Source organism: Streptomyces sp. NPDC053432, from assembly GCF_055585365.1.
This window is the reverse complement of sequence record NZ_JBVJKF010000006.1, coordinates 77239-99606: the sequence shown is the minus strand read 5'-3', so window position 1 is coordinate 99606 and position 22368 is coordinate 77239. Positions and strand designations below refer to the sequence as shown.

Below are 22368 nucleotides of genomic sequence, written 5' to 3'. Positions count from 1 at the left end.
GTGAACGTTCGGCGTCAGGGCGGCGAAGGGGCCGTCATCGGGTTCGCTTTGACGACTGAGGGGTTATGTCCAAGCTGTCACTGAAGGCCGTTCAAAAGCTCACGTGCAAGAAGCGGGATGCTTGGTGGACGGTCCTTCTGGTCGACCCCGTGGCGACCCGCCTCGTCTGCGTGCTCGCCCGGTGGAACTTCGTGACGCCGAACCGGGTGACATGGGCCGCCCTCTACATGGGCTTCGGGTCGGCCTGGTTCTTCCTCCAGGGCGACTGGACGTCCCTGTGTATCGGGGCCGCCCTTTACCACGTCAGCTTCATCCTCGACTGCATCGACGGCAAGCTCGCCCGACTCAAGGGCAACGGAACCGTTTTCGGCGGCTGGCTCGACTACGTGTTCGACCGCATACGCGTGCTCTTCTGCGCGCTGGCCCTCATGGGCGGGCAGTTCCTGCGTGCCGACGAAGAGATATTCCTGCTCGCGGCTCTCGTCGTGATCTTCCTCGACATGCTGCGCTACGTCGACGCCCTCCAGATCTACAAGATGCGCATGTCCATGCGGAACAAGATCGAGGCCGTAACCCTCGCCCGCCAGGAGGAGCAGGGCCTGGAAGAGGAGGACCGCAAGGTCGTCTTCATCGAGGACCTGCTGCGCGAGAACCCCCTGGGCCAGGCGGACGAGCTCAAGCGCCGGAGCGCCGAGGCCGAACAGGCCGAAGTCATCGACCTGCACCAGCAGTTCCGCGAGCGCTTCCCCTGGTATGCGCGGGTCCGCCACGCCCTGGTGCAGAGCCGTATCCGGCCACACCTCATCAGCGGCATCGAGTTCCAGATGTTCATCTTCATCGTCGGCCCCGTCATCGGCCACGTGCTGTGGACCACGGCGGTGTCGGCCGTGCTGATGGGCGGCTTCGAGCTCGTGATCATGTTCAAGTTCTGGCTGTCCACCCGGGACTTCACGCGCACGATGGAACGCCTCGACCCCGGCAGCACCCCGACGCGCGCCGGCTCCATCGCCCCCCACCTGCACGCGGGACGCCACCGCCGCCGCGCCGAGGGGGACTACTTGGAGGCCGCGGAGGCCGATCGGCGGTTCCCCGCCCCGGATCCGTACGAGGACCCGGGCTTCCAGCCGTACCCGCACCCTTACCCGGACGAGTACACGGGCGGCGTCACCGACACCATGCAGTTGACCAAGATCCCGTCACAGGCGGTGCCGCGGCCCGACTACGCCGGACCGGAGCGCCACCCCAGATGAGCTTCCCGGTCGACACTTCGCAGTACTGCGTCACCATCGTCATCCCAGCCTTCAACGCGAGCGCCACACTCGCCCGGGCACTCCAGTCGGCACTGGCCCAAACCCATCGCGGCGTCGAGGTCCTCGTCGTCGACGACCGGTCCACCGACAGCACCGTGGCCGTCGCCCGCCAGTTCGCCTCGCAGGACGGCCGGGTCCGCGTCATCGAGAGGCCGCAGAACAGCGGCGGCTGCGGTGCACCCCGCAACAACGGCATCGATGCCGCGTCCGGCCATTTCGTGATGTTTCTCGACGCGGACGACGAGCTGCCGCTGAAGGCCGTGGAGACGCTGCTCTCCTCCGCCCTCGCCACGGGCTCGGAGGTCACCGCGGGCCGTGTGCTCCGCATCAACCAGGCCACGGACGAGATCACCGTCTGGCAGCCCCAGCTGTACCCGGCCGACCAGACCGTCGCGGGACTCGGCGCCATGCCCGAGCTGATCGACGACCCGATAGCCACCGGCAAGCTGTACCGCCGGGACTTCCTCGACAACCACGGCATCCGCTTCCCGGAGGGCGTCTATTTCGAGGACACCTACTTCTCCACCGTCGCGAACTTCCGTGCCACGTCGTTCACCATCCTCGCCACCCCCGTCTACCGGTGGCTGTGGGAGCGGGAGTCCGACCAGCCGTCGATCACCAACCGGCGCCACGAGCTGCGCAGCATCCGCGACCGCGTCATGGTCCACCAGTACACGGACAGCTTCCTGTACAGCGTCGGGCGCCCCGACCTGCTCGCCCGCAAGGGCGCCAAGTTCCTCTCGCACGACCTGCGGCTGTACACCCCCGAACTCCGCACCGGAGACCACGCCTACCACGACGGGTTCGTCCAGGCCGTCGCCCCGTACCTGTACAACCTCGACCCCGGTACGTTCGAGCTGTGCGGCCCCATGGAGCGGATCCGCGCCTTCGGCCTGATGCACGGCCGGATCGACATCGCCGTGTCGGCCTCCGACTACATGAAGCGCCGCAGTGTCATCAGCTCCGACATCGTGGAGCGGGACGGCCGCGTGTTCTGGTCGGGATCGCTGCTCGGCTACCCCGACGCGGAGAAGTTCCTCGAGGTCACCGAGCTGGAACTGACCGGCCACAAACTGGCCGACTCCCGCATGTACAACCAGGCCGTCTCGATCGAGTTGGTCGACGGCGAGCTCCACATCGCCGGTGCGATACGCAACCAGTTCAGCCGCTTCGACCCCGAAGACAAGATCGAGCTGATCGCGGTGCTGCGCCGCCGCAGCACCAAGACGGACCACCGCTTCCCCGTCTCGGGGGTGGAGATCGACGCGGACTGGATCCACTACCACACCACGGTCGACCTGAAGTCCGCCCTGGACAAGGCCGACCGCGCGGACCACTGGAACTTCTTCGTCCAGCTCCGGCACGACGGCGAACGCGCCTCCACCGCCCTGAACATCAGCGGTGTCGATGTCGCCAGCCTGCGCCACTTCTGCGAGACCGGCGTCTTCGAGGCCTACGAGACCGTCAGCGGCAATCTCGGCCTTCGCCCGGAGACCGAGGAACTGCGGGTCAAGGCCTCGGAGCGGGGAACGCCCTGGCTGTGGTGGCAGGACGCCGCCCCGGCCGCCCCCGTCAGCCCGCCCGACCAGTACGCCGCCGCGATCGTGGTCCACTGCCACAACGACGAGTACCACCTGCGCGAGTTCCTCTCCTCGCTCGTCGCGCAGGCCAGCTTCCCCCGCACCCAGGTGGTCTTCGTCGACGACGGTTCGAGCGACAGCACCGCGCAGCAGCTGGCGGCCTTCGCCGCCCACTACCCCAACGCGGGCGTCGTCACCCAGAACCGCCTCGGCCTGCGCGCCGCGTTCGGCAACGGGCTGCAGTACGTCGCCGCGCCCTACGCGATGTTCGCGCGCGCCCGGGACATCCTCGGCGAGGACTCCGTGGGCCGGCTGCTCTCGGCCGCCCGCCGGGTCAAGGGCGCCGACGTCGTCGTCGGCCAGAGCGACAACTTCCCCGGCCCGTGGCGGAGTGCGGACGAGCCGTGGCAGCGCTACTTCAGCAGCAAGGAACCCGTCCGCAGGCTGGGGGACGCCCCGTACCTGGTGTTCTCCACCCAGCTCGGTGCCAAGCTCTTCAAGACCTCCTTCATACGGGAACACGGCTTCCGCTGCGGCGACGGCCCCGGCCCCGAGGACGACTGGTTCACCGTGCCGGCCGTGCTGTACTCGCGGTCGGTGACCATCGCACCGGGCGCCCGCTTCTTCGCGCGCGACGAGCAGAACCAGAACTCCCTCTTCGACCGCCCGTGGAACGACCCCGTCAAGGCCGTGGAGCGGGTCCGCCTGGCCTCCTACGTCCTCGCCTCGGTCGAGGGCGCCCCGCCCCGGGTCGTCGTCCTCGCCCAGCGCTTCGTCGTCCGCACGCTCCAGCCCTACGTGCGCAACATGTACCGCATCATGAGCAGGCCGGAGCTCGCCGCGGTCCTCCCCCTGCTGCAATCGGTCTACGGCCGGATCCCCGACGAGGTGATCCTCCAGTACGCCTCCCACCCGCAGTCCAAGATCCAGCACCACGCGATCATCACGGGCAACCTCGACCTCTTCGCGGACCCGCTCGCGGCGCAGGAGTACCTGCCCACGCTGTTCCTGGACCGGGAGGGCATCTACCGGAGGCTGGCCAGCGACCCGGTGCAGTCGAGCCTGCTGCGCGTACCACGGGCCAACGCCGTCCTGGAGACCTTCGAGTGGGCCGACGACGAGTTCCGCTTCGAGGGGCTCCTCGTCTTCTCCGGCGTGGACATCAAGGCGAAGTTCACGAACCGGATCGAACTGGTGCTCTCCGACGGCGAGCGCGAGGTGACGCTCCCCGTGGAGCAGGTCTACCGCCGTGACCGCTGGCGTACCCGCAAGAACCAGGACTGGTTCTCGGGCTGGCGGGCCACGGCCCGGCCGGCGGCGTTCGACCCGCTGGCCAACAGCGAGCTGACGCTGGTCATGAGGGTGCACAACGGGGAGTACCACCACGACCTCCCCCTGGCGGCCCGGCAGATGCTGCACCGTTTCAAGGGCGTGCACACCTCGGGCCGGCAGCGCTTCGTCCTTTCCATCGACGACGACGAGCAGGTCGCCGTCCGCTGGGTGCGCGGCTTCGCGGCCCGGCGGCGGGACAAGCTGCGGCGCTTCCGCTGGGAGCTGCGCAACTCGCTGCCCGGCCGCCCCGGTTGGCGCACCCGCCTGATGTACTGGCTCACCTACCCCTACCTGCACAACCGGGGTATCTGGATCATCGGTGAGCGCGAGGACACCGCCCAGGACAACAGCTACCACCTGTTCAAGTGGATCCGGCAGAACCGGCCCAGGACGAAGGTGTACTACTCGATCAACCGCGACTCCCCGGACTGGGACAAGGTCGCCCGGTACGGGCAGGTCATAGACCGGCTGTCGTGGAGGCACCGCGCCTACCTGCTCCACGCCGAGCGGCTGATCAACGCCTACGACCTGGAGGCCTACCTGGGCTTCCCCGGCCTCCTCAAGAGGGCCTTCCTGCGGGGCTACGGCGACCTGCTGCGCTACAAGCGGGTGTTCCTCCAGCACGGCGTCGTCTACAACGACGTCGTCGCCTCGATCCACGGCCAGGCCACCAACGTCGACATGGTGCTCACCACGGGACGCAGCGAGCGGTCGTACTACGCCGAGCACTGCGGCTACGGCTACGACCGGGTCGCGGCGACCGGACTGCCCCGGTTCGACGCCCTGGAGCCGGTGCACGGCCTCAGGCGGATCCTGGTCATGCCCACCTGGCGCCGGGACATCGTGGCCCCCTCGTACAACAAGGCCGCCAAGCCGGAGATCCCGTTCCCGGCGTCCGAGTACTACCGGTTCTTCTCCGCGTTGCTGCGCAACGAGAGACTGCTGAGCGCCCTGCAGTTCCACGGCGTCGAGCTGGAGTTCATGCCGCACTACGAGATCCGCCCGTACCTGAGCCACTTCAAGATCGACCACCCGTCGATCACCGTGTCGACGACGGGTCGCGACGTGCAGCTCGCGATGCGCGAGTGCTCGATGCTGGTCACCGACTATTCCTCGGTCTTCTTCGACGTGGCCTACATGGGCAAGCCCATCGTCTACACGAACTTCGACGACGAGTCCTTCTACAGCAAGCACTACAAGCGGGGCTACTTCGACCTGGCCCGGGACGGCTTCGGCCCCGCCTGCCGCACCGTCGACCACGCGGTCGACGAGATCATCGCGATCGTGGAACGGAACTTCCAGGTCGAACCCGAGTACCGGCGCCGTGCGGAGGCGTTCTTCGTCCTGCGCGACACCTCCAACTGCGAACGCGCCTTCGAGGTCATCGACACGATGGACGCCAACGTCGTCGGCGACCAGCGGGCGCAGCTGTACCTCGGCGCACACGGCTTCGGCGAGTTCTAGTGGGAAGTACGCAAGGGATGACGAGAACCCCGGCCCCGGAGCTCCGCCGGTCCGCCACGGCCAGGCGCGGCACTCTCGCGGTCCTGCTCTGCCTGGCCCTGGCCGCGACCTCCTGCACCTCCTCCGCGCCGGACGACAACCGCCCGGCGCCCACGCCCCCTGACTTCCACCTGCCGGCGGGCGTCGAGTACCGCGAGACCTCGCAGGAATTCGGCAGCAGGGGACCCTCGGCCGTCAAGATCCTCAGCGTGCGTCCCGATGCCAAGGCCCGCGTGGGCGGCATCCACGGCAAGGAGCTCGCCGGGACCGCGACCGTGAAGGACCTGGCCAAGCAGTCCGGGGCCCGCGCGGCAGTCAACGGCTCCTTCTTCGACATCGCGACGGGACGGCACCACGCCGGCTTCGAGGGCGATCCGCTGGGGCTCTACGCCGAGAACGGGAAGGTCCTCAGCGAGGCGAGCAACGGCCGGGCGGCCCTGATCCTCGGTTACGACCAGGGGCGGCTGGTGGCGCGCGTCGAGGAGACCCAGACCTTCGGCAGGCTGGTCGCGCAGGACACCGCGCAGCGTGAACTGGACGGAGTCAACCGCGTTCCCGGCCGTGTGTTGGGCTGCGGTGGCGTCGGCGGCGACCGGATCGCCACGACCGAGGAGCCCATGGACGCGCCGTACTCGGGGCTGTGCACCGACGCCGACGAAATCGTGCAGTTCACCGAGCAGTGGTCGGGCCGGACCCCGCCCGGCCCGCCGCGCAGCGCGGAGGCGGTGCTGGCCGCCGACGGCACGGTCCGCGAGGTGAGGGTCCCGGCGGGCGGCCGGATTCCGGCCGGCGGCAGCACCCTCTACGGCATCGGCGCGGCTGCGGGGTGGCTGCAGGGCCACGTGCTCAAGGGCAGCCGGATCGAGGTGCCGGAGGAGATAACGGACAGCGCGGGCCTGGCCGTCACGGGGCCGGTCGACACGGCTGTCGGCGGCAGCCACCGACTGCTCAAGGACGGCGCCGTCACCGTCGCGCCGAACGCGGCGGGGGGCAAGCCCAACCCGCGTACCGTGGCGGGCGTGAAGGCGGACGGCACCCTGCTGCTCGTCACCATCGACGGCAGGGAGGTCGGCGTGAGTGCCGGCGCCACCCTCGCCGAAGCGGCCCGGTTCCTGGCCTCCCTGGGCGTCGTCGACGCGATCAACCTGGACGGGGGCGGGTCCACCACCATGATCGTGAACGGCGAACTCCGCAACCGCCCCAGGGGTGGTGCGGACGACGACGTCACCGAGCGGCCGGTCTCCAACGGGATCGGGATCTTCGGCGGATAGCGCACGGGGACAAGCGACGTGCAGGGGGAGTCCGGGCCCGGGCTCCCCCCGCACGCTGCGCGCGAGGACAGGTCAGTCCAGGCGGACCGTGCCCGCCGGTGCGGAGAACAGGGCCCCGTCACGGCTCATCGAGATGAAGACCTCGTAGTCTCCCGGCTCCGCGCTCTTGGCCTCGATGCCCTTGTAGCCCGAGGTCGCGAAGTAGCCGTAGTCGTAGCTGTTGTAGTCGCCTCGCCGCACGTGCTTGCGTACCACCGCGGGCTTGCCGGACATGCCCAGCCGGTACGAGTAGGTGCCCTGGGGATTGCGCAGCACGAGGTAGTACGAGGCGTGGCTGTGCTGGGCGGCGCTCAGGCCGTGGACGAAGAACACACCCTCGACGTGCAGGAGGCGCCCCTTCTGCCAGGTCTTGTCCAGCGAGAACGCGGTCTCCGGCGATACGTGCCCGATGATCGGGCGCCGCACCAGCTTGACGCTCGTGGCGTCGCCGGTCAGGCAGATCTCGGTCCCGCGGAAGGGGCGGCGCAGGTCGAAGGGCCGCTTGGCGACCAGCGGGGTCCGCCGGTCGATGCCCTCGGACGGGCTGGTCAGGCGGATGGACAGGTCGAACCTGCCGTTGGGTATGCCGGTCATCGGGATGCCGTTGGGGTGCTCCGGTGCGAAGCCGCCGTCGGCGTAGTCGCTGGCGTACTGGTCGAAGTAGAAGCTGTAGGTGTGTTCGGCGGGCGTGACAGCGAGCGGGAATTCCCAGCTCTTTCCGCCGCCTTCGACGACCAGGTGTTTGAGGGTCTGGACCTCGCCGTAGGCCGATTCACCGGGAATGAACGCGTCGCCGCTGAGCTGGAGGTAGTTGGCGCGGATGTCCTGCTTCTTCAGCACCGCCAGCAGCGTGTCCGATTGGCGCCGCTCCAGCATGGCGTGCCGCCGCGCCCCCGGGTCGGGGGTGAATCCGTTCTCCAGGAATCCGAGCCGGGGTTCACCGCCTTCGGTGAGGGCCGAGAGAATGCCGTTCATCAGCGGCATGTTGTATCCCGAGACCTCGCCGTGCGCACGGACCATATCGGACTTCGTGCGGATCACGTTGAAATTCTGGCAGTTCCAGAAGAGGTTCAGATGAGGTGCGATCTCCACCGGGTACTGTTCGTCCGCCTCCGACGTGATGAGGTAGACGTTGTGGCCCTGGGCGCCGTATGCCTTCAGCATGTCGGGAATGGCGTGGTTGAGCGCGTCCACGTTCTGCTGCGGCATGTCGGCACCCAGCATGTACCGGCCGGTGGTCGCCCTCCTGGGGTCGCTCACGTAGTCGCCGATGAGGAACTGCGGCACCACGGAGACGATGTTCCGGAACCCGTACTTCAGTCCGTAGTACAGCGCTGCGCTGCCGCCCTTGGAGACTCCGAACAGACTGACGTCGCCGCGGGTCAGGTTCAGGCCGGCCAGCGTGCGGTCGATGAGCGAGAGCACCGAGAACTCGATGTCGAACGACATGTTCCGGCACATGTAATAGCTGTAGTGCTCGTCGAAGTGGTCGCGGATCCAGAGGATGTTCGCGCGCTGCCCCTCCAGCGATTTGCCGGCGAAATGGTAGCCCTTGGGCGCGCCCAAACCGGAGAAGACGACGATGAGGTGGCGGGCGTCGCCATCGGCGGGGCGGAACTTGTACTCCACGGGCACCAGGCCGGCCGTGTCGGTTCCCGAAACGAGCGCGCGCCGGTCGATGGCCGCGGCATTCGGCACGAGCGGAGGGAGTACTGAGTTCATGGAGTGTGCTTTCCTGCCCCTGTCGATATCCGCCGCCGCCGTCTGCCGGAAGCCCCGGAAGTCTACCGAGAGCCCGCTCCCGAGGTCGACCCCGTAACTTCCGTCCCGTCTGTGATGTTTCAGACGAATAAGGACGACACCCCGGACACAACTGCTCCCGCACCCGGCCCGAAGGCCCAGTACGGGAGCAGTGGCAGTGATGGGTCCGGTGTTACGCCGGGACGCTCGCCACGCCCGGGGCCAGGAACTTCTTGCCGTTCACGCGCTCCGAGACGCCCTCACGGTCCAGGTACGGCGTGATGCCGCCCAGGTGGAAGGGCCAGCCGGCGCCCGTGATGAGGCAGAGGTCGATGTCCTGGGCCTCGGCCACGACACCCTCCTCCAGCATCAGGCCGATCTCCTGCGCCACCGCGTCCAGGACGCGGATGCGGACCTGCTCCTCCGTCAGGACGGAGTCGCCCTGCACCAGGAGGGCGGCGACCCCGGGGTCCAGCTCCGGCTTGCCGGAGTCGTAGACGTAGAAGCCGCGCTTGCCGGCCTTGACGACGGCCGCCAGGTTCGGGGAGACGGTGAAGCGCTCCGGGAAGGCGCGGTTCAGGGTCTCCGAGACGTGCAGGCCGATCGCCGGGCCCACGAGCTCCAGCAGCACCAGCGGGGACATCGGCAGGCCGAGCGGCTCGATGGCCTTCTCCGCCGTCACGACCGGGGTGCCCTCGTCGATGACGTTCTGGATCTCGCCCATGAAGCGGGTCAGGATGCGGTTCACGACGAACGCCGGGGCGTCCTTCGTCAGCACCGCGGTCTTCTTCAGCTTCTTGGCGACACCGAAGGCCGTGGCCAGCGAGGCGTCGTCGGTCTGCTCACCGCGGACGATCTCCAGCAGCGGGAGGATCGCGACCGGGTTGAAGAAGTGGAAGCCGACCACGCGCTCCGGGTGCTGGAGCTTCGAGGCCATCTCCGACACCGACAGCGAGGAGGTGTTGGTGGCGAGGATCGCGTGCGCCGGGGCGACCGCCTCGACCTCCGCGAACACCTTCTGCTTGACGGACATCTCCTCGAACACGGCCTCGATGATGAAGTCCGCGTCCGCGAAGCCCTCGGCCTTGTCCAGGACACCCGTCACCAGGGCGGTCAGGCGGTTGGCCTTGTCCTGGTTGATGCGGCCCTTGCCGAGCAGCTTCTGGATCTCGGCGTGGACGTAGCCCACACCCTTGTCCACGCGCTCCTGGTCGATGTCGGTGAGGACCACCGGCACCTCCAGGCGGCGCAGGAACAGCAGCGCCAGCTGCGAGGCCATCAGGCCCGCGCCGACGACGCCGACCTTGGTGACCGGACGGGCCAGGGACTTGTCCGGGGCGCCGGCCGGGCGCTTGGCGCGCTTCTGGACCAGGTTGAAGGCGTAGATGCCCGAGCGCAGCTCGCCGCCCATGATGAGGTCGGCCAGGGCCTGGTCCTCGGCGTCGAAGCCGGCCTGGAGGTCGCCGTCCTTGGCCGCGGCGATGATCTCCAGCGCGCGGTAGGCGGCCGGAGCGGCGCCGTGCACCTTGGAGTCCGCGATGAAGCGGCCCTTGGCGACGGCCGCGTCCCAGGCCTCGCCGCGGTCGATCTCCGCGCGGACGACCTCGGTGTCGCCCTTCAGGACCTTCGCGGTCCACAGCAGCGACTGCTCCAGGAAGTCGGCGCCCTCGAAGATCGCGTCGGCGATGCCGAGCTCGAAGACCTGCTTGCCCTTCAGCTGGCGGTTCTGGTTCAGCGAGTTCTCGATGATGACCGAGACCGCGCGCTCCGCACCGATCAGGTTCGGGAGGAGGGCGCAGCCGCCCCAGCCCGGGACCAGACCGAGGAAGACCTCGGGCAGCGAGAAGGCCGGGATGGCCTTGGAGACGGTGCGGTAGGTGCAGTGCAGACCGACCTCGACACCGCCGCCCATCGCCGCGCCGTTGTAGTACGCGAAGGTCGGGACGCCCAGCGCGGACAGGCGCTTGAAGACGTCGTGGCCGCCCTTGCCGATGGCGAGCGCCTCGTCGTGCTTCTTCAGCAGCTCGACGCCCTTGAGGTCGGCGCCGACCGCGAAGATGAACGGCTTGCCGGTGATGCCCGCACCGACGATGGAGCCCGCGAGGGCCTCCTGCTCGACCTGGTCGATCGCCGCGTTGAGGTTGGCGAGCGACTGCGGACCGAAGGTGGTCGGCTTGGTGTGGTCGAAGCCGTTGTCCAGCGTGATGAGCGCGAAGCGCCCGGCGCCGAACGGCAGGTCCAGGTGACGGACGTGCGCGGACGTGACGACCTCGTCCGGGAACAGCTCGGCCGCGCCCTTCAGGAGCTCAGCGGTGGTGCTCACTTGGAGTCTCCCTCGGCGTTGAAGTTCGGGTTCTCCCAGATGACCGTGGCGCCCATGCCGAAGCCGACGCACATGGTGGTCAGGCCGTAGCGGACGTGCGGCTGCTCCTCGAACTGGCGGGCCAGCTGCGTCATCAGACGGACGCCGGAGGAGGCGAGCGGGTGGCCGAAGGCGATGGCGCCGCCGTACTGGTTCACGCGGGCGTCGTCGTCGGCGATGCCGTAGTGCTCCAGGAACGCGAGCACCTGGACCGCGAAGGCCTCGTTGATCTCGAAGAGACCGATGTCGTCGATCGTCAGGCCGGCCTGGGCCAGGGCCTTCTCGGTCGCCGGGATCGGGCCGTAGCCCATGACCTCCGGCTCGACACCCGCGAAGGAGTACGAGACCAGGCGCATCTTGACCGGGAGGTTGTTCTCCCGGGCGAAGTCCTCGGAGGCGATGATCGCGGCGGTGGCACCGTCGTTGAGACCGGCGGCGTTGCCCGCGGTGACCCGGCCGTGCGTACGGAACGGGGTCTTCAGGTTCGCCAGGTTCTCCAGCGTGGTGCCCGGGCGCATCGGCTCGTCGGTGGTGACCAGGCCCCAGCCCGTCTCGCCCGCGGCCTCGTTGGTGTTGCGCACCGAGATCGGGACCAGGTCCTGCTGGATCTTGCCGTCGGCGTACGCCTTGGCGGCCTTCTCCTGCGAGCGCACGGCGTACTCGTCGGCGCGGAGCTTGGTGATCGTCGGGTACCGGTCGTGCAGGTTCTCGGCGGTCATGCCCATGAACAGGGCGGACTCGTCGACCAGCTTCTCGGAGACGAAGCGCGGGTTCGGGTCGACGCCCTCGCCCATGGGGTGGCGGCCCATGTGCTCGACACCGCCGGCGAGGGCGACGTCGTACGCACCGAAGGCCACGCCGCCCGCGACGGCGGTCACGGCGGTCAGCGCGCCGGCGCACATGCGGTCGATGGAGTAGCCCGGGACGGACTGCGGCAGGCCCGCGAGGATGCCGGCCGTGCGGCCCAGCGTCAGGCCCTGGTCGCCGATCTGCGTGGTCGCGGCGATGGCGACCTCGTCGATCTTCTTGGGGTCCAGGTCCGGGTTGCGGCGCAGCAGCTCCCGGATCGCCTTCACGACGAGGTCGTCGGCGCGGGTCTCGTGGTAGATGCCCTTCGGGCCCGCCTTGCCGAACGGGGTGCGGACGCCGTCGACGAAGACGACGTCCCTGACGGTACGAGGCACGTTGGCTCTCCTCCAGGTACGGGATGGCGCTGCTGCGCGGGGGCATGCTCGGCGTACGTCACTGAGCGCCCGCTCACCCGGCCCATGCTACTTGCGGGTAACCCTTGTGCACACCCCCTCCCCGAACAGCGGCGAACGTCACACCGCCCGGCACTCGCCCGGCACTCCGTGAGCCCCCTCGCGCCCCCGTGGTGCGCCCGGCCGATCGGCATGCGGGGGGACACTCGTACGGGTCGCCGGCCGGGGCCGGCCGGTCACGTCGGTGGCATCGGGCCCGGGCCCGGGCGAAGGCTGGGTCGGCCCGGGCGACCGCCCGGGGCCCACCGGCGGAAACGGAGCCATCGATGGCGGCCCAGACAACCTTCAAGGACCACTACGTCGACCACAGGTCGACCATCCCGGCCAATACCGGGGACATGGTCAAGCTCTTCGTACGGGAGCGCAGGCCCGTGACCGGCCCGCGAAAGCCAGTCCTGATGCTGCACGGCCGGAGCGTCCCGGCCCTGGCGGGCTTCGACCCCCCGAACAAGAGCTACAGCTGGGCCGAGCAGCTGGCCAGGGCGGGCTACGACGTCTTCGTGATGGAGCTCCAGGGGTCAGGGCTGTCGACCCATCCCGCCGTGATGGACCAGCCGCTCAACGTCAGCCCCGCGCAGCGCCCGCTGCTCTGCCCCAACCCGATCCCCCCGGCCGACCTGCCGGCCCCGGACGCCCCCGCGCAGTACGCCTTCCAGCTGAACAACTCCAAGAGCGACTGGGACGAGGTCGACACGGTCGTCGAGTTCATCCGCAAGGAGATCGGCGACCCCACGGCCAAGATCGACCTGATCGGCTGGTCCGCGGCCGCGCAGCAGCTCGGGCCGTACACGATCCAGCACGCCGACAAGGTCAAGAGCCTCTTTCTGGCGGCGCCGATCTTCCCGCCCCACGGAAGGGCGAGCAAGGAGAACACCGACTTCGGCGCGCCGGTGGACATGCCGGTGGGTACCCCGGCGGCGGCCTTCGGCTACCCGATGTCCGTCACCTCGAAGAACGGGCTCGCGGCGTCGTGGGCCAGGGACCTGAAGTGCCCGGACCAGCGTGAGAACGGTGTGCTCGACGAGGTGTGGAAGGCGATCCAGGACGTCGACGCGCTCGGTGCCACGTGGGGCGGTCCGACGCCCGGAGCACCGACGGGGTTCGTCAGGGTGCGCAACTCGTTCTGGTGGGGGTGGAACTCCCGGACCGTCCCGCTGCACAACGTCCTCGGCCAGACGGTGCCCGTGTGCCTCGTGTACGGGGAGCACGACTCCATCGTGAACACGGCGTCGGACCTGGGACTGCTGTACTTCTCGGTGCCCGAGCTGTACCGGTTGATCCCAGGGAAGAAGAAGCTGATGTTCCGGCTCGCCTGCGCGGGCCACCAGATCGTCTGGGAGCGGGCGGCGAGTCACCTCCACGGCATGTCCGAGCAATGGCTCAAGAACGGCAAGGTGTTCGGCGAGAAGGGCGGGAGCTTCCACCGGGACGAGGACGGGGGCCTCACTTCGCTGGAGTGAGGCCCCGTCGGTCCGGCGTGGCTTCGGCGCGGCCCGGGTCAGGCGGTCGCGGCCAGGGCCGTGACCAGGGCCGGGGTGACCTGCTCGATCTGCCACGGGCGGGCGCCGTAGCCCGCCAGGGCCGCGGCCACCGTGTCCGCGTCGACGCGCTGCGGCGGCTCCCAGCACAGCCGGCGGACCGTGTCCGGGGTGATCAGGTTCTCCTGCGGCAGGTTCAGTCCCTCCGCGAGGGCCGACACGGCGGTGCGGGCCGCTGCCAGCCGGGCCGCGGCGGCCGGGTCCTTGTCCGCCCAGGAGCGCGGCGGCGGGGGTCCGGCCGGGCTCGCGCCCGGCTGCGGCAGCTCGTTCTCGGGCAGTGCCTTCGCCCGGTCCACCGCCGCCATCCACTGCTCCAGCTGGCGCCGGCCCATCCGCTGGCCGTAGCCCGGAAGCGCCGACAGCGCCTGCGCGTTCACCGGCAGCGCCAGCGCGGCCTCCACGATCGCGGCGTCGCCCAGCACCTTGCCCGGCGACACGTCACGCCGCTGCGCGATCCGGTCCCGGGACTCCCACAGCTCCCGTACGACCGCCATCTGCCGGCGCCGGCGCACCTTGTGCATGCCCGAGGTGCGCCGCCACGGGTCCCTGCGCGGCGGGGCGGGCGGGGCCGAGGCGATCGCGTCGAACTCCTGGCGGGCCCACTCCAGCTTGCCCTGGCGGTCCAGCTCCTTCTCCAGCGCGTCCCGCAGGTCCACCAGCAGCTCCACGTCCAGCGCGGCGTAGCGCAGCCACGGCTCCGGGAGCGGGCGGGTGGACCAGTCGACGGCGGAGTGCCCCTTCTCCAGCGCGTAGCCGAGCACGCTCTCGACCATCGCGCCCAGTCCGACCCGGGGGAAGCCGGCCAGCCGGCCCGCCAGCTCCGTGTCGAAGAGGGAGGTCGGCCGCATGCCTATTTCGCGCAGGCACGGCAGGTCCTGGGTGGCGGCGTGCAGGATCCACTCGGTACCGGACAGGGCATCGCCCAGCACGGACAGGTCGGGGCAGCCCACCGGGTCGATCAGCGCGGAGCCCGCGCCCTCGCGGCGCAGCTGCACCAGGTAGGCGCGCTGGCCGTAGCGGTATCCGGAAGCGCGCTCGGCGTCGACGGCGACGGGGCCGGTGCCCGCGGCGAAGGCCGCGACCACGGCGGCGAGGGCGTCGGCGTCGGCGACCACCGGAGGAATGCCCTCACGGGGCTCCAGCAAAGGAATCGGCGGCCCATCGGACGAACTGACGACTTCGTCCGGGGGGCCGCCCCCGGTGGTGGTGCGCAGGTCTGCTGCGGTCTCTTGGGCGTCGGTCACCGCTCAAGGGTATCCGTGGATGCGCCGCGCCCGTCGCCGGAACGTTCCGTCGACGGGCGCGATCGGTGTGCGGGGAGGCTGCCGGGGGGTTCCCGGCCGTCTATCCGGGGGTCCCGGCCGCCCGCGCTCAGTGGATGATCCCGGTCCGCAGGGCGACGGCGACCATGCCGGCGCGGTCGCCGGTGCCCAGCTTGCGGGCGATGCGGGCCAGGTGGGACTTGACGGTCAGGGCGGACAGGCCCATCGAGACGCCGATGGCCTTGTTGGACTGGCCCTCCGCGACGAGGCGCAGGACCTCGACCTCACGGCCGGAGAGCTCGCGGTAGCCGCCCGGGTGGCTCGGGGCACCCGGGGGGCGGCGGTGCATGCGGGCGGCGGCGGCACCGATGGGGGCGGCGCCGGGCCGGGTGGGGAGCCCGATGTTGGTCCGCGTACCGGTGACGACGTAGCCCTTCACTCCGCCCGCGAGGGCGTTGCGGACGGCGCCGATGTCGTCGGCGGCGGACAGGGCCAGGCCGTTGGGCCAGCCGGCGGCGCGGGTCTCGGAGAGCAGGGTGAGACCGGAACCGTCGGGCAGGTGGACGTCGGCCACGCAGATGTCGCGCGGGCTGCCGACGCGGGGGCGGGCCTCCGCGATGGACGACGCCTCGATCACGTCACGTACTCCGAGGGCCCACAGATGACGGGTCACGGTGGAACGCACGCGCGGGTCGGCCACGACGACCATGGCCGTCGGCTTGTTCGGGCGGTAGGCGACCAGGCTTGCGGGCTGCTCGAGAAGAACGGACACCTAGGCCTCCTGGGGGAGTGGCGGGACGGCCGGCTCGGGGAAGGAAGCCGGTGCGAACCGTGCGGATGGTCACTGACTCCTTCGGCACGTCACCCGCCCGGCTTTAGGGAATGATCACGATTTGGTGAGTAACAATTCGGGCAATTCGGACGCACGATCGATCATAGGGTGATCAGAAGCCCGCAACGGATGCCGCGTTCCGACACCCCGTTGCGGGCCTCGACCAGTTGTTCCCAGGCTTTCCGTACGTCCGTACGGCGCTCCTCGCGCGTCCGTACGGCCCCGCGGCTACGGGTGGTGCGGACCCCGGCGCTGTGGCAGGGAGACCACACCCGTGACCGTGTCCGTCGGACCCACCGGCGGCAGCCCCGCGACCTGGCAGAGCAGCTCGCACCACGCCGACAGGTGCGCCGGGGTGTCCGGCACCCCGCCCACCCCCTCGCGGGGCGTCCACGAGGCCCTGATCTCGATCTGCGTCGCCGGCCGCCGCTCCGCGAGCCCGCCGAAGTAGTGCGAGCCCGCCATGGTCACCGTGCCGCTCGCCTCCCCGTACGCCAGGCCGCGCGCCTCCAGCGCCCCCGTCAGCCAGGACCAGCACACCTCGGGCAGGAGCGGGTCCGCGGCCATCTCCGGCTCCAGCTCCGCCCGTACGAGCGTCACCAGCCGGAAGGTCCCCTGCCAGGCCTCGTGCCCGGCCGGATCGTGGAGCAGGATGAGCCGGCCGTCGGCCAGATCGTCCTCGCCGTCCACGACCGCCGCTTCCAGCGCGTAGGCGTACGGCGCCAGTCTCTGCGGCGGTTTCGTGGGGTCGATCTCGATCCCCGTGCGCAGCCGCGCCTTCTTCAAGCCGTCGACCGCCCGCCGGAACGGGAGCGGGACCGAGCTCTCCTTCGCGCTGTCCGTACCGTCAGCGCCATCTGAAAATCGTCCCTGAGCCGCAGCCATGCCGGGAAGACTAGGCGGAACGGGCGCCCGTACGGCGCAGCCACACCCGCGCCGGGCCGGGCACTTCTTCATACGTGCGAAGATTTGGGTCGTGAGTGCCAACGAGACGCCCCAGCGCCAGCCGAGCAAGACGTACGACTCCGCCTTCCTGAAGGCGTGCCGGCGCGAGCCGGTGCCGCACACCCCGGTGTGGTTCATGAGGCAGGCCGGGCGCTCGCTCCCCGAGTACCGCAAGGTGCGCGAAGGCACGGCCATGCTGGAGTCCTGCATGCGCCCGGACCTGGTCACCGAGATCACCCTGCAGCCGGTGCGGCGGCACGACGTCGACGCGGCGATCTTCTTCTCCGACATCGTGGTCCCGCTGAAGGCCATCGGCGTCGACCTGGACATCAAGCCGGGCATCGGCCCGGTCGTCGCCCAGCCGATCCGCCGCCGCGAGGACCTCGCACAGCTGCGCGACCTCACCCCGGAGGACGTCACGTACGTCACCGAGGCGATCGGCATGCTCACGGGTGAACTGGGCTCCACGCCGTTGATCGGTTTCGCCGGCGCGCCTTTCACCCTCGCGAGCTACCTCGTCGAGGGCGGCCCGTCGAAGAACCACGAGCACACCAAGGCCCTGATGTACGGGGACCCGCAGCTGTGGGCGGACCTGCTGGACCGGCTCGCGGAGATCACCTCCGCCTTCCTGAAGGTCCAGATCGAGGCCGGCGCCTCCGCTGTCCAGCTCTTCGACTCCTGGGTCGGCGCGCTGGCCCCGGCGGACTACCGGCGCTCGGTGATGCCGGCGTCGGCGAAGGTGCTGGAGTCCGTGGCCTCGTACGGCGTCCCGCGGATCCACTTCGGCGTGGGCACGGGCGAGCTGCTCGGCCTGATGGGCGAGGCGGGCGCGGACGTGGTGGGCGTCGACTACCGCGTCGCACTGGACGAGGCCGCGCGCCGGGTCGGCCCGGGCAAGGCGCTCCAGGGCAACCTGGACCCGGCGGTCCTCTTCTCCACCGAGGAGGCCGTGCGGGCGAAGACGGACGAGGTCCTGGCGGCGGCCTCCGGCCTGGAGGGCCACGTCTTCAACCTTGGCCACGGCGTCCTCCCGACGACGGACCCGGACGCGCTGACCCGCCTGGTGGACTACGTCCACACGAAGACGCAGCGCTAGCCCCTCCGGTCCGCCGCTGCGCGGAGCCCCTCCCCGCCCCGCCCTTTCTCCGGTTCCCGGGCTCCGCCCGGACCCGTTCCGGGCGCTGCGCGCCCGTGCGCTCAAACGCCGCGCGGGCTGGAATCTGCCCTCCGGGCAATCCAGCCCCGCAGGGCCCGCCCGCGTCGGGCCGCCCTAGCCGCCCGCCGCGCGGACCGCGGCGACGGCCTTTCTGGCCGCCACCAGGATCGGGTCCCAGACCGGGGAGAACGGCGGGGCGTAGCCCAGGTCCAGGGAGACCATCTGCTCCACCGTCATGCCCGCCGTCAGGGCGACCGCCGCGATGTCCACCCGCTTCGCGGAACCGGCGCCGCCGACGATCTGCACGCCCAGGAGGCGGCCGGTGCGCCGCTCCGCCAGCATCTTCACCGTCATCTCCTCCGCGCCCGGGTAGTACCCCGCCGTGTTCGTCGAGCGGATCGTCGCCGTCACGAAGCGCAGCCCCGCCTCCCGGGCGTCCTTCTCGCGCAGCCCCGTACGGGCGATCTCCAGGTCGCAGACCTTGCTCACCGCCGTGCCGACGACACCCGGGAACGTCGCGTAGCCGCCGCCCACGTTCGAGCCGATCACCTGGCCGTGCTTGTTGGCGTGCGTGCCCAGCGGGATGTGCCGGGTGCGGCCCGCGACCAGGTCCAGGACCTCCACGCAGTCACCGCCCGACCAGATGTTCCCGTGGCCCCGGACCCGCATCGAGAGGTCCGTGAGGATGCCGCCCGAGGGGCCCAGCGGGAGCCCGGCGTCACGGGCGAGGGCCGTGCGCGGCTCGACGCCGATGCCGAGGACGACCACGTCCGCCGGGTACTCCTCGCCCCCCGCCGTGGCCACCGCCCGGGCGGCCCCCTCCTCGTCGGTGAGGATCTTCGTCACCTCGGCGCGCGAGACCGTACGGATCCCCATACGGTTCATCGCGCCGTGCACCAGGCCACCCATGTCCGGGTCCAGGGTGGACATCGGCTGCTCGCCCCGGTTCAGGACGGTGACCTCGAAGCCCCGCCCGATCAGCGCCTCCGCCATCTCCACGCCGATGTATCCGGCGCCCACGACGACGGCCCGGCGGCCCCGCGTGCGCTCCGACCCCTCCTGCCGATTCAGAGTGGCCATCAGGCGCTGCCCGTCGTCCAGGGTCTGGATGCCGTGGACCCCGTGCGCGCCGATGCCCGGGAGCGAGGGGCGGACGGGCCGGGCGCCCGTCGCCAGGACGAGCTCGTCGTATCCCGTCCAGGATTCGGATCCGGTGTCCAGATCGCGGGCGCGCACCCGCTGCCCGGCCAGGTCGAGCTCCACGACCTCCGTGCGGGTGCGCAGGTCGATGTCCCGGGCCCGGTGTTCCTCGGGCGTACGGGCGATCAGCTCGTCCGGCCCGGCCACCTGACCGCCGATCCAGTACGGGATCCCGCACGCGGAGTACGAGGTGAAGTGCCCGCGCTCGAAGGCGACGATCTCCAGCTCCGCCGGGCCCCTGAGCCGGCGGGCCTGCGACGCGGCGGACATCCCCGCCGCGTCCCCGCCGACCACCACCAGTCGTTCCCTCGTCGCCATGGTCCCCATCGCCCCTTCGCAGCCGCCCGCCAGATGGTGAACACGCTACGGGCGAACGTGCGTTCAGTCCTGCACCCGGGCCCCCGTTTCCGAAGTCCCCGCCGTGCGGGCCGCCTGGGCCGGGACCCTCTCCGGGGCCGGGGCGGCCTTCGGCGCCGCCGGCCGCAGCCGCCGGTACAGCCGCCACCCGAGCCCCGCCACCGCCGCCACCGCCGCGAACGGCAGCAGCGCGCCGACCGCCACCAGCAGGTAGCGCACGAGCCGTGTGAAGACGTCCCAGCCGCCGTGCAGGGCGCCCAGGAAGGTCGGCTCCTCCTCCTTCTGCCGCGCCGCCGGCTTCGCGGCCGGCTCCGAGACCTCCAGGGTGATCGTGCCCATCGAGGTCTGGTCCTTCAGCGCCGTCTGCTGCGCCAGCAGGGACTCCAGGTCGGACTGGCGCCGGCTCAGCTCGCCCTCCAGCATCACGACGTCGCCCAGTGCCGAGGCCTTGCCCATCATCTCCCGCACCCGCGCCACACTGGCCTGCTGCGAGGCCACCCGGCTGCCGATGTCGGCCACCTTCTCGGTCACGTCCTGTGCGTCGACCTTGCGGTGCAGGAGCTTTCCGCTGCCCTCCATCGCGCCGAGCACCGCGTCGTACCGGTCGCCCGGGACCCGCAGGGTCAGCGTGGAGGTCATCCGGCCGTCCCCGCCGCGCCGGGTGGACTCGGCTCCGACGTAGCCGCCCGCGCCCTCGGCCGCCGTGCGGGCCGTCGCGAGGGTCTTCTGCGGGTCCGCCGTCTCGATGCCGAGCGTCGCCGTTCGGATGACGTTCGGGCGGACCGCGGCCGGCGGCTGCTGTTCCTTGCCGTCCGCGGCCCGGGGCGCCGCCGCGCCCGCGCCCCCCTTGCCCTGGGACGCCGGGGCCGGGGCCTGGGCCGCGCCCTCCCGGGGTGCGACGGCCGCCTTGTCGGCGGCGGCGCCGTCCGAGCCGCCGGCGCAGCCGGTGAGGGCCAGCGCCCCCGCGAGCGAGAGGGCGGCCAGGGTGGCCGCGGAACGGTGTCCGAGTGGTGCGCGCATCGTCGAAACCCCCGAGGATCGGCTGGTGTTGCCGTTTCGACGTGCGCCGTCCCGTCCCGGGTTTCGCTTCCGCGGTTCCGGGCCGGTCCCGATGCGGTCACGGTCCGGCCTCGGAGATCGGTCTGAGACGATGTGTCCATGCACGAAGCGGACATGCGTACGGATCGCCCCGGCCACGGCCGGCACGTCGTCGTCATCGGCGGCGGCATCGCGGGCCTCGCGGCAGCCCACCGGCTGCTCGCCGAAGGCGTCCGCGTCACGCTGCTGGAGGCCGGGGACCGGCTCGGCGGCAAGCTGTACGCCGGTGAGCTCGCCGGGGCCCCCGTCGACCTCGGCGCCGAGTCCCTGCTCGCCCGCCGCCCCGAGGCCCTGGAACTCGCCCGCGCCGTCGGCCTCGGCGAAGCCCTCCAGCCGCCCGCCACCGCCACCGCCCACCTCTGGACCCGGGGCGAACTGCGGCCGATGCCGCGCGGGCACGTCATGGGCGTCCCCGGCGACCTCGAACCGCTCGCCGCCTCCGGAGTGCTCTCCCCCGAGGGACTGGCCCGGATCCGGGCCGACCGGGACCTGCCGCCCACCGAGGTCGGCGAGGACGTCGCCGTCGGCGAGTACGTGGCGGCCCGAATGGGACGCGAGGTCGTCGACCGGCTCGTCGAGCCCCTGCTCGGCGGGGTCTACGCGGGCGACGCGTACCGCATCTCGATGCGCGCCGCCGTGCCCGCCCTCTACGAGGCCGTACGCACCCACCCCACGCTCACCGGGAGCGTCCGCGCCCTGCAGGCCGGGGCGGCGAGCCGCGCGGCCGCGGAGCGGACCACCGTCACCGGCGCGGCCGCCACCGGTGCCTTCTTCGCCGGGATCGAGGGCGGCGTCGGACGGCTCCCGCTCGCCGTGGCCGAGGCCTGCCGGGCCGCCGGAGCCCGCCTGGTCACCGGAACCCCCGTGCGCGAGGTCACGCGGACGGCCGAGGGCTGGCGGGTCGTCGCCGGCGGCGAGGCCGTCGAGGTCATCGACGCCGACGGCGTGGTCCTGGCCACCCCCGCGGGGCCCGCCGCCCGGCTGCTCGACGGCCTCGCGCCGGCCGCCGCGGCCGAGCTGCGCGGGATCGAGTACGCCTCCATGGCCCTGGTCACGCTGGCCTTCCGCCGCTCCGACCTGCCGGCGTCCGTCACCGCGGGCGGCGCCAGCGGGTTCCTCGTACCGCCCGTCGACGGCCGGACCATCAAGGCCTCCACCTTCTCCAGCAACAAGTGGGCCTGGTCGGGAGCCGATCCGGAGCTCTTCCTGCTGCGCACCTCGGTCGGCCGGTACGGCGACGAGGCCGATCTGGAACGGGAGGACGGAGAACTCGTCCAGGTCTCCCTGGCCGACCTCGGCGAGGCCGTGGGCCTCGCCGCCCGGCCGGTGGCCTCCACCGTCACCCGCTGGGACGGCGGCCTGCCCCAGTACCCGGTCGGCCACCTCTCCCGCGTCGGGCGGATCCGCGGCGCGGTCGCGTCCCTGCCCGGCCTCGCGGTGTGCGGGGCGGTGTACGACGGAGTGGGCGTTCCGGCCTGCATCGCCAGTGCCGGCAAGGCCGCGGACGCGGTGACCGGATCGTTCCGGGCGCGTTCCGCACCCCTGGCACGGACCACTGATCAGCACACGGGACAATAGGCA

General features: G+C 71.1%; 14 protein-coding genes. 6 read left to right on the top strand and 8 right to left on the bottom strand.

The window, feature by feature from the left end; genetic code table 11:
- Positions 1-65: 65 nt before the first annotated feature.
- Genes ACZ6Y1_RS12665 through ACZ6Y1_RS12655 form a run of 3 tightly spaced genes read left to right on the top strand, consistent with a single transcriptional unit; the run spans position 66 to position 6996 of the window.
- Entirely contained in the window at positions 66-1250 is a 1185-nt protein-coding gene (locus ACZ6Y1_RS12665) for a CDP-alcohol phosphatidyltransferase family protein (protein WP_469626874.1), read from the top strand.
- Positions 1247-5686, top strand: a complete 4440-nt coding sequence (locus tag ACZ6Y1_RS12660) for a glycosyltransferase (protein WP_469626871.1) — start codon at positions 1247-1249, stop codon at positions 5684-5686. The genes ACZ6Y1_RS12665 and ACZ6Y1_RS12660 overlap by 4 nt, the downstream gene beginning before the upstream one ends.
- Positions 5687-5703: 17 nt before the next feature.
- Positions 5704-6996: a phosphodiester glycosidase family protein gene (locus ACZ6Y1_RS12655; RefSeq protein ID WP_469626869.1), complete on the top strand. Its 1293-nt coding sequence runs from the start codon at positions 5704-5706 to the stop codon at positions 6994-6996.
- A gap of 72 nt (positions 6997-7068) precedes the next feature.
- Here the strand turns inward: ACZ6Y1_RS12655 and ACZ6Y1_RS12650 are convergent, their stop codons facing one another.
- From ACZ6Y1_RS12650 to ACZ6Y1_RS12640, 3 genes are all read right to left on the bottom strand, one after another.
- A complete protein-coding gene (locus ACZ6Y1_RS12650; protein WP_469626866.1) occupies positions 7069-8757 on the bottom strand; it encodes a hypothetical protein in 1689 nt (562 codons plus the stop codon).
- A 211-nt stretch (positions 8758-8968) separates the two neighbouring features.
- A complete protein-coding gene (locus ACZ6Y1_RS12645) occupies positions 8969-11098 on the bottom strand; it encodes a 3-hydroxyacyl-CoA dehydrogenase NAD-binding domain-containing protein (RefSeq protein ID WP_469626863.1) in 2130 nt (709 codons plus the stop codon).
- Positions 11095-12321 (bottom strand): thiolase family protein, encoded by a 1227-nt coding sequence (locus ACZ6Y1_RS12640; RefSeq protein WP_030960473.1) that lies wholly within the window; start codon positions 12319-12321, stop codon positions 11095-11097. Before ACZ6Y1_RS12640 ends, ACZ6Y1_RS12645 begins: the two co-directional genes overlap by 4 nt.
- 344 nt (positions 12322-12665) lie before the next feature.
- On the opposite strand from ACZ6Y1_RS12640, the gene ACZ6Y1_RS12635 reads away from it, so the two are divergent.
- Positions 12666-13859: an alpha/beta hydrolase gene (locus ACZ6Y1_RS12635; RefSeq protein ID WP_469626860.1), complete on the top strand. Its 1194-nt coding sequence runs from the start codon at positions 12666-12668 to the stop codon at positions 13857-13859.
- Between the two features lie 38 nt (positions 13860-13897).
- On the opposite strand, the gene ACZ6Y1_RS12630 is transcribed toward ACZ6Y1_RS12635, so the two are convergent.
- From ACZ6Y1_RS12630 to ACZ6Y1_RS12620, 3 genes are all read right to left on the bottom strand, one after another.
- A complete protein-coding gene (locus ACZ6Y1_RS12630) occupies positions 13898-15181 on the bottom strand; it encodes an HRDC domain-containing protein (protein WP_469626857.1) in 1284 nt (427 codons plus the stop codon).
- Positions 15182-15308: 127 nt separating this feature from the next.
- Positions 15309-15971, bottom strand: coding sequence for a helix-turn-helix transcriptional regulator (locus ACZ6Y1_RS12625; RefSeq protein WP_007267191.1), 663 nt, complete (start codon positions 15969-15971; stop codon positions 15309-15311).
- Positions 15972-16259: 288 nt separating this feature from the next.
- Positions 16260-16916, bottom strand: a complete 657-nt coding sequence (locus ACZ6Y1_RS12620; RefSeq protein ID WP_469626853.1) for a DUF3000 domain-containing protein — start codon at positions 16914-16916, stop codon at positions 16260-16262.
- A 91-nt stretch (positions 16917-17007) separates the two neighbouring features.
- On the opposite strand from ACZ6Y1_RS12620, the gene hemE reads away from it, so the two are divergent.
- Positions 17008-18072, top strand: a complete 1065-nt coding sequence (hemE, locus tag ACZ6Y1_RS12615; protein WP_469626850.1) for a uroporphyrinogen decarboxylase — start codon at positions 17008-17010, stop codon at positions 18070-18072.
- A gap of 174 nt (positions 18073-18246) precedes the next feature.
- Here hemE and ACZ6Y1_RS12610 read toward each other — a convergent pair whose 3' ends face one another.
- Positions 18247-19659: an FAD-dependent oxidoreductase gene (locus ACZ6Y1_RS12610; protein WP_469626847.1), complete on the bottom strand. Its 1413-nt coding sequence runs from the start codon at positions 19657-19659 to the stop codon at positions 18247-18249.
- A gap of 54 nt (positions 19660-19713) precedes the next feature.
- Positions 19714-20709, bottom strand: a complete 996-nt coding sequence (locus ACZ6Y1_RS12605) for a DUF4349 domain-containing protein (protein ID WP_469626844.1) — start codon at positions 20707-20709, stop codon at positions 19714-19716.
- Between the two features lie 138 nt (positions 20710-20847).
- Here ACZ6Y1_RS12605 and hemG point away from each other — a divergent pair, with 138 nt between their 5' ends.
- Positions 20848-22365 carry a protoporphyrinogen oxidase gene (gene hemG / locus ACZ6Y1_RS12600; RefSeq protein ID WP_469626841.1) on the top strand — a complete coding sequence of 506 codons (1518 nt, stop codon included), beginning with the start codon at positions 20848-20850 and terminating at the stop codon, positions 22363-22365.
- Positions 22366-22368 lie beyond the last annotated feature (3 nt).

Coding starts and splice junctions, on each gene's coding strand:
- ACZ6Y1_RS12665 (WP_469626874.1), top strand. CDS start 66: ATGTCCAAGCTGTCACTGAAGGCCGTTCAAAAGCTCACGTGCAAGAAG.
- ACZ6Y1_RS12660 (WP_469626871.1), top strand. CDS start 1,247: ATGAGCTTCCCGGTCGACACTTCGCAGTACTGCGTCACCATCGTCATC.
- ACZ6Y1_RS12655 (WP_469626869.1), top strand. CDS start 5,704: ATGACGAGAACCCCGGCCCCGGAGCTCCGCCGGTCCGCCACGGCCAGG.
- ACZ6Y1_RS12650 (WP_469626866.1), bottom strand. CDS start 8,757: ATGAACTCAGTACTCCCTCCGCTCGTGCCGAATGCCGCGGCCATCGAC.
- ACZ6Y1_RS12635 (WP_469626860.1), top strand. CDS start 12,666: ATGGCGGCCCAGACAACCTTCAAGGACCACTACGTCGACCACAGGTCG.
- ACZ6Y1_RS12620 (WP_469626853.1), bottom strand. CDS start 16,916: ATGGCTGCGGCTCAGGGACGATTTTCAGATGGCGCTGACGGTACGGAC.
- ACZ6Y1_RS12610 (WP_469626847.1), bottom strand. CDS start 19,659: ATGGGGACCATGGCGACGAGGGAACGACTGGTGGTGGTCGGCGGGGAC.
- ACZ6Y1_RS12605 (WP_469626844.1), bottom strand. CDS start 20,709: ATGCGCGCACCACTCGGACACCGTTCCGCGGCCACCCTGGCCGCCCTC.
- hemG (WP_469626841.1), top strand. CDS start 20,848: ATGCACGAAGCGGACATGCGTACGGATCGCCCCGGCCACGGCCGGCAC.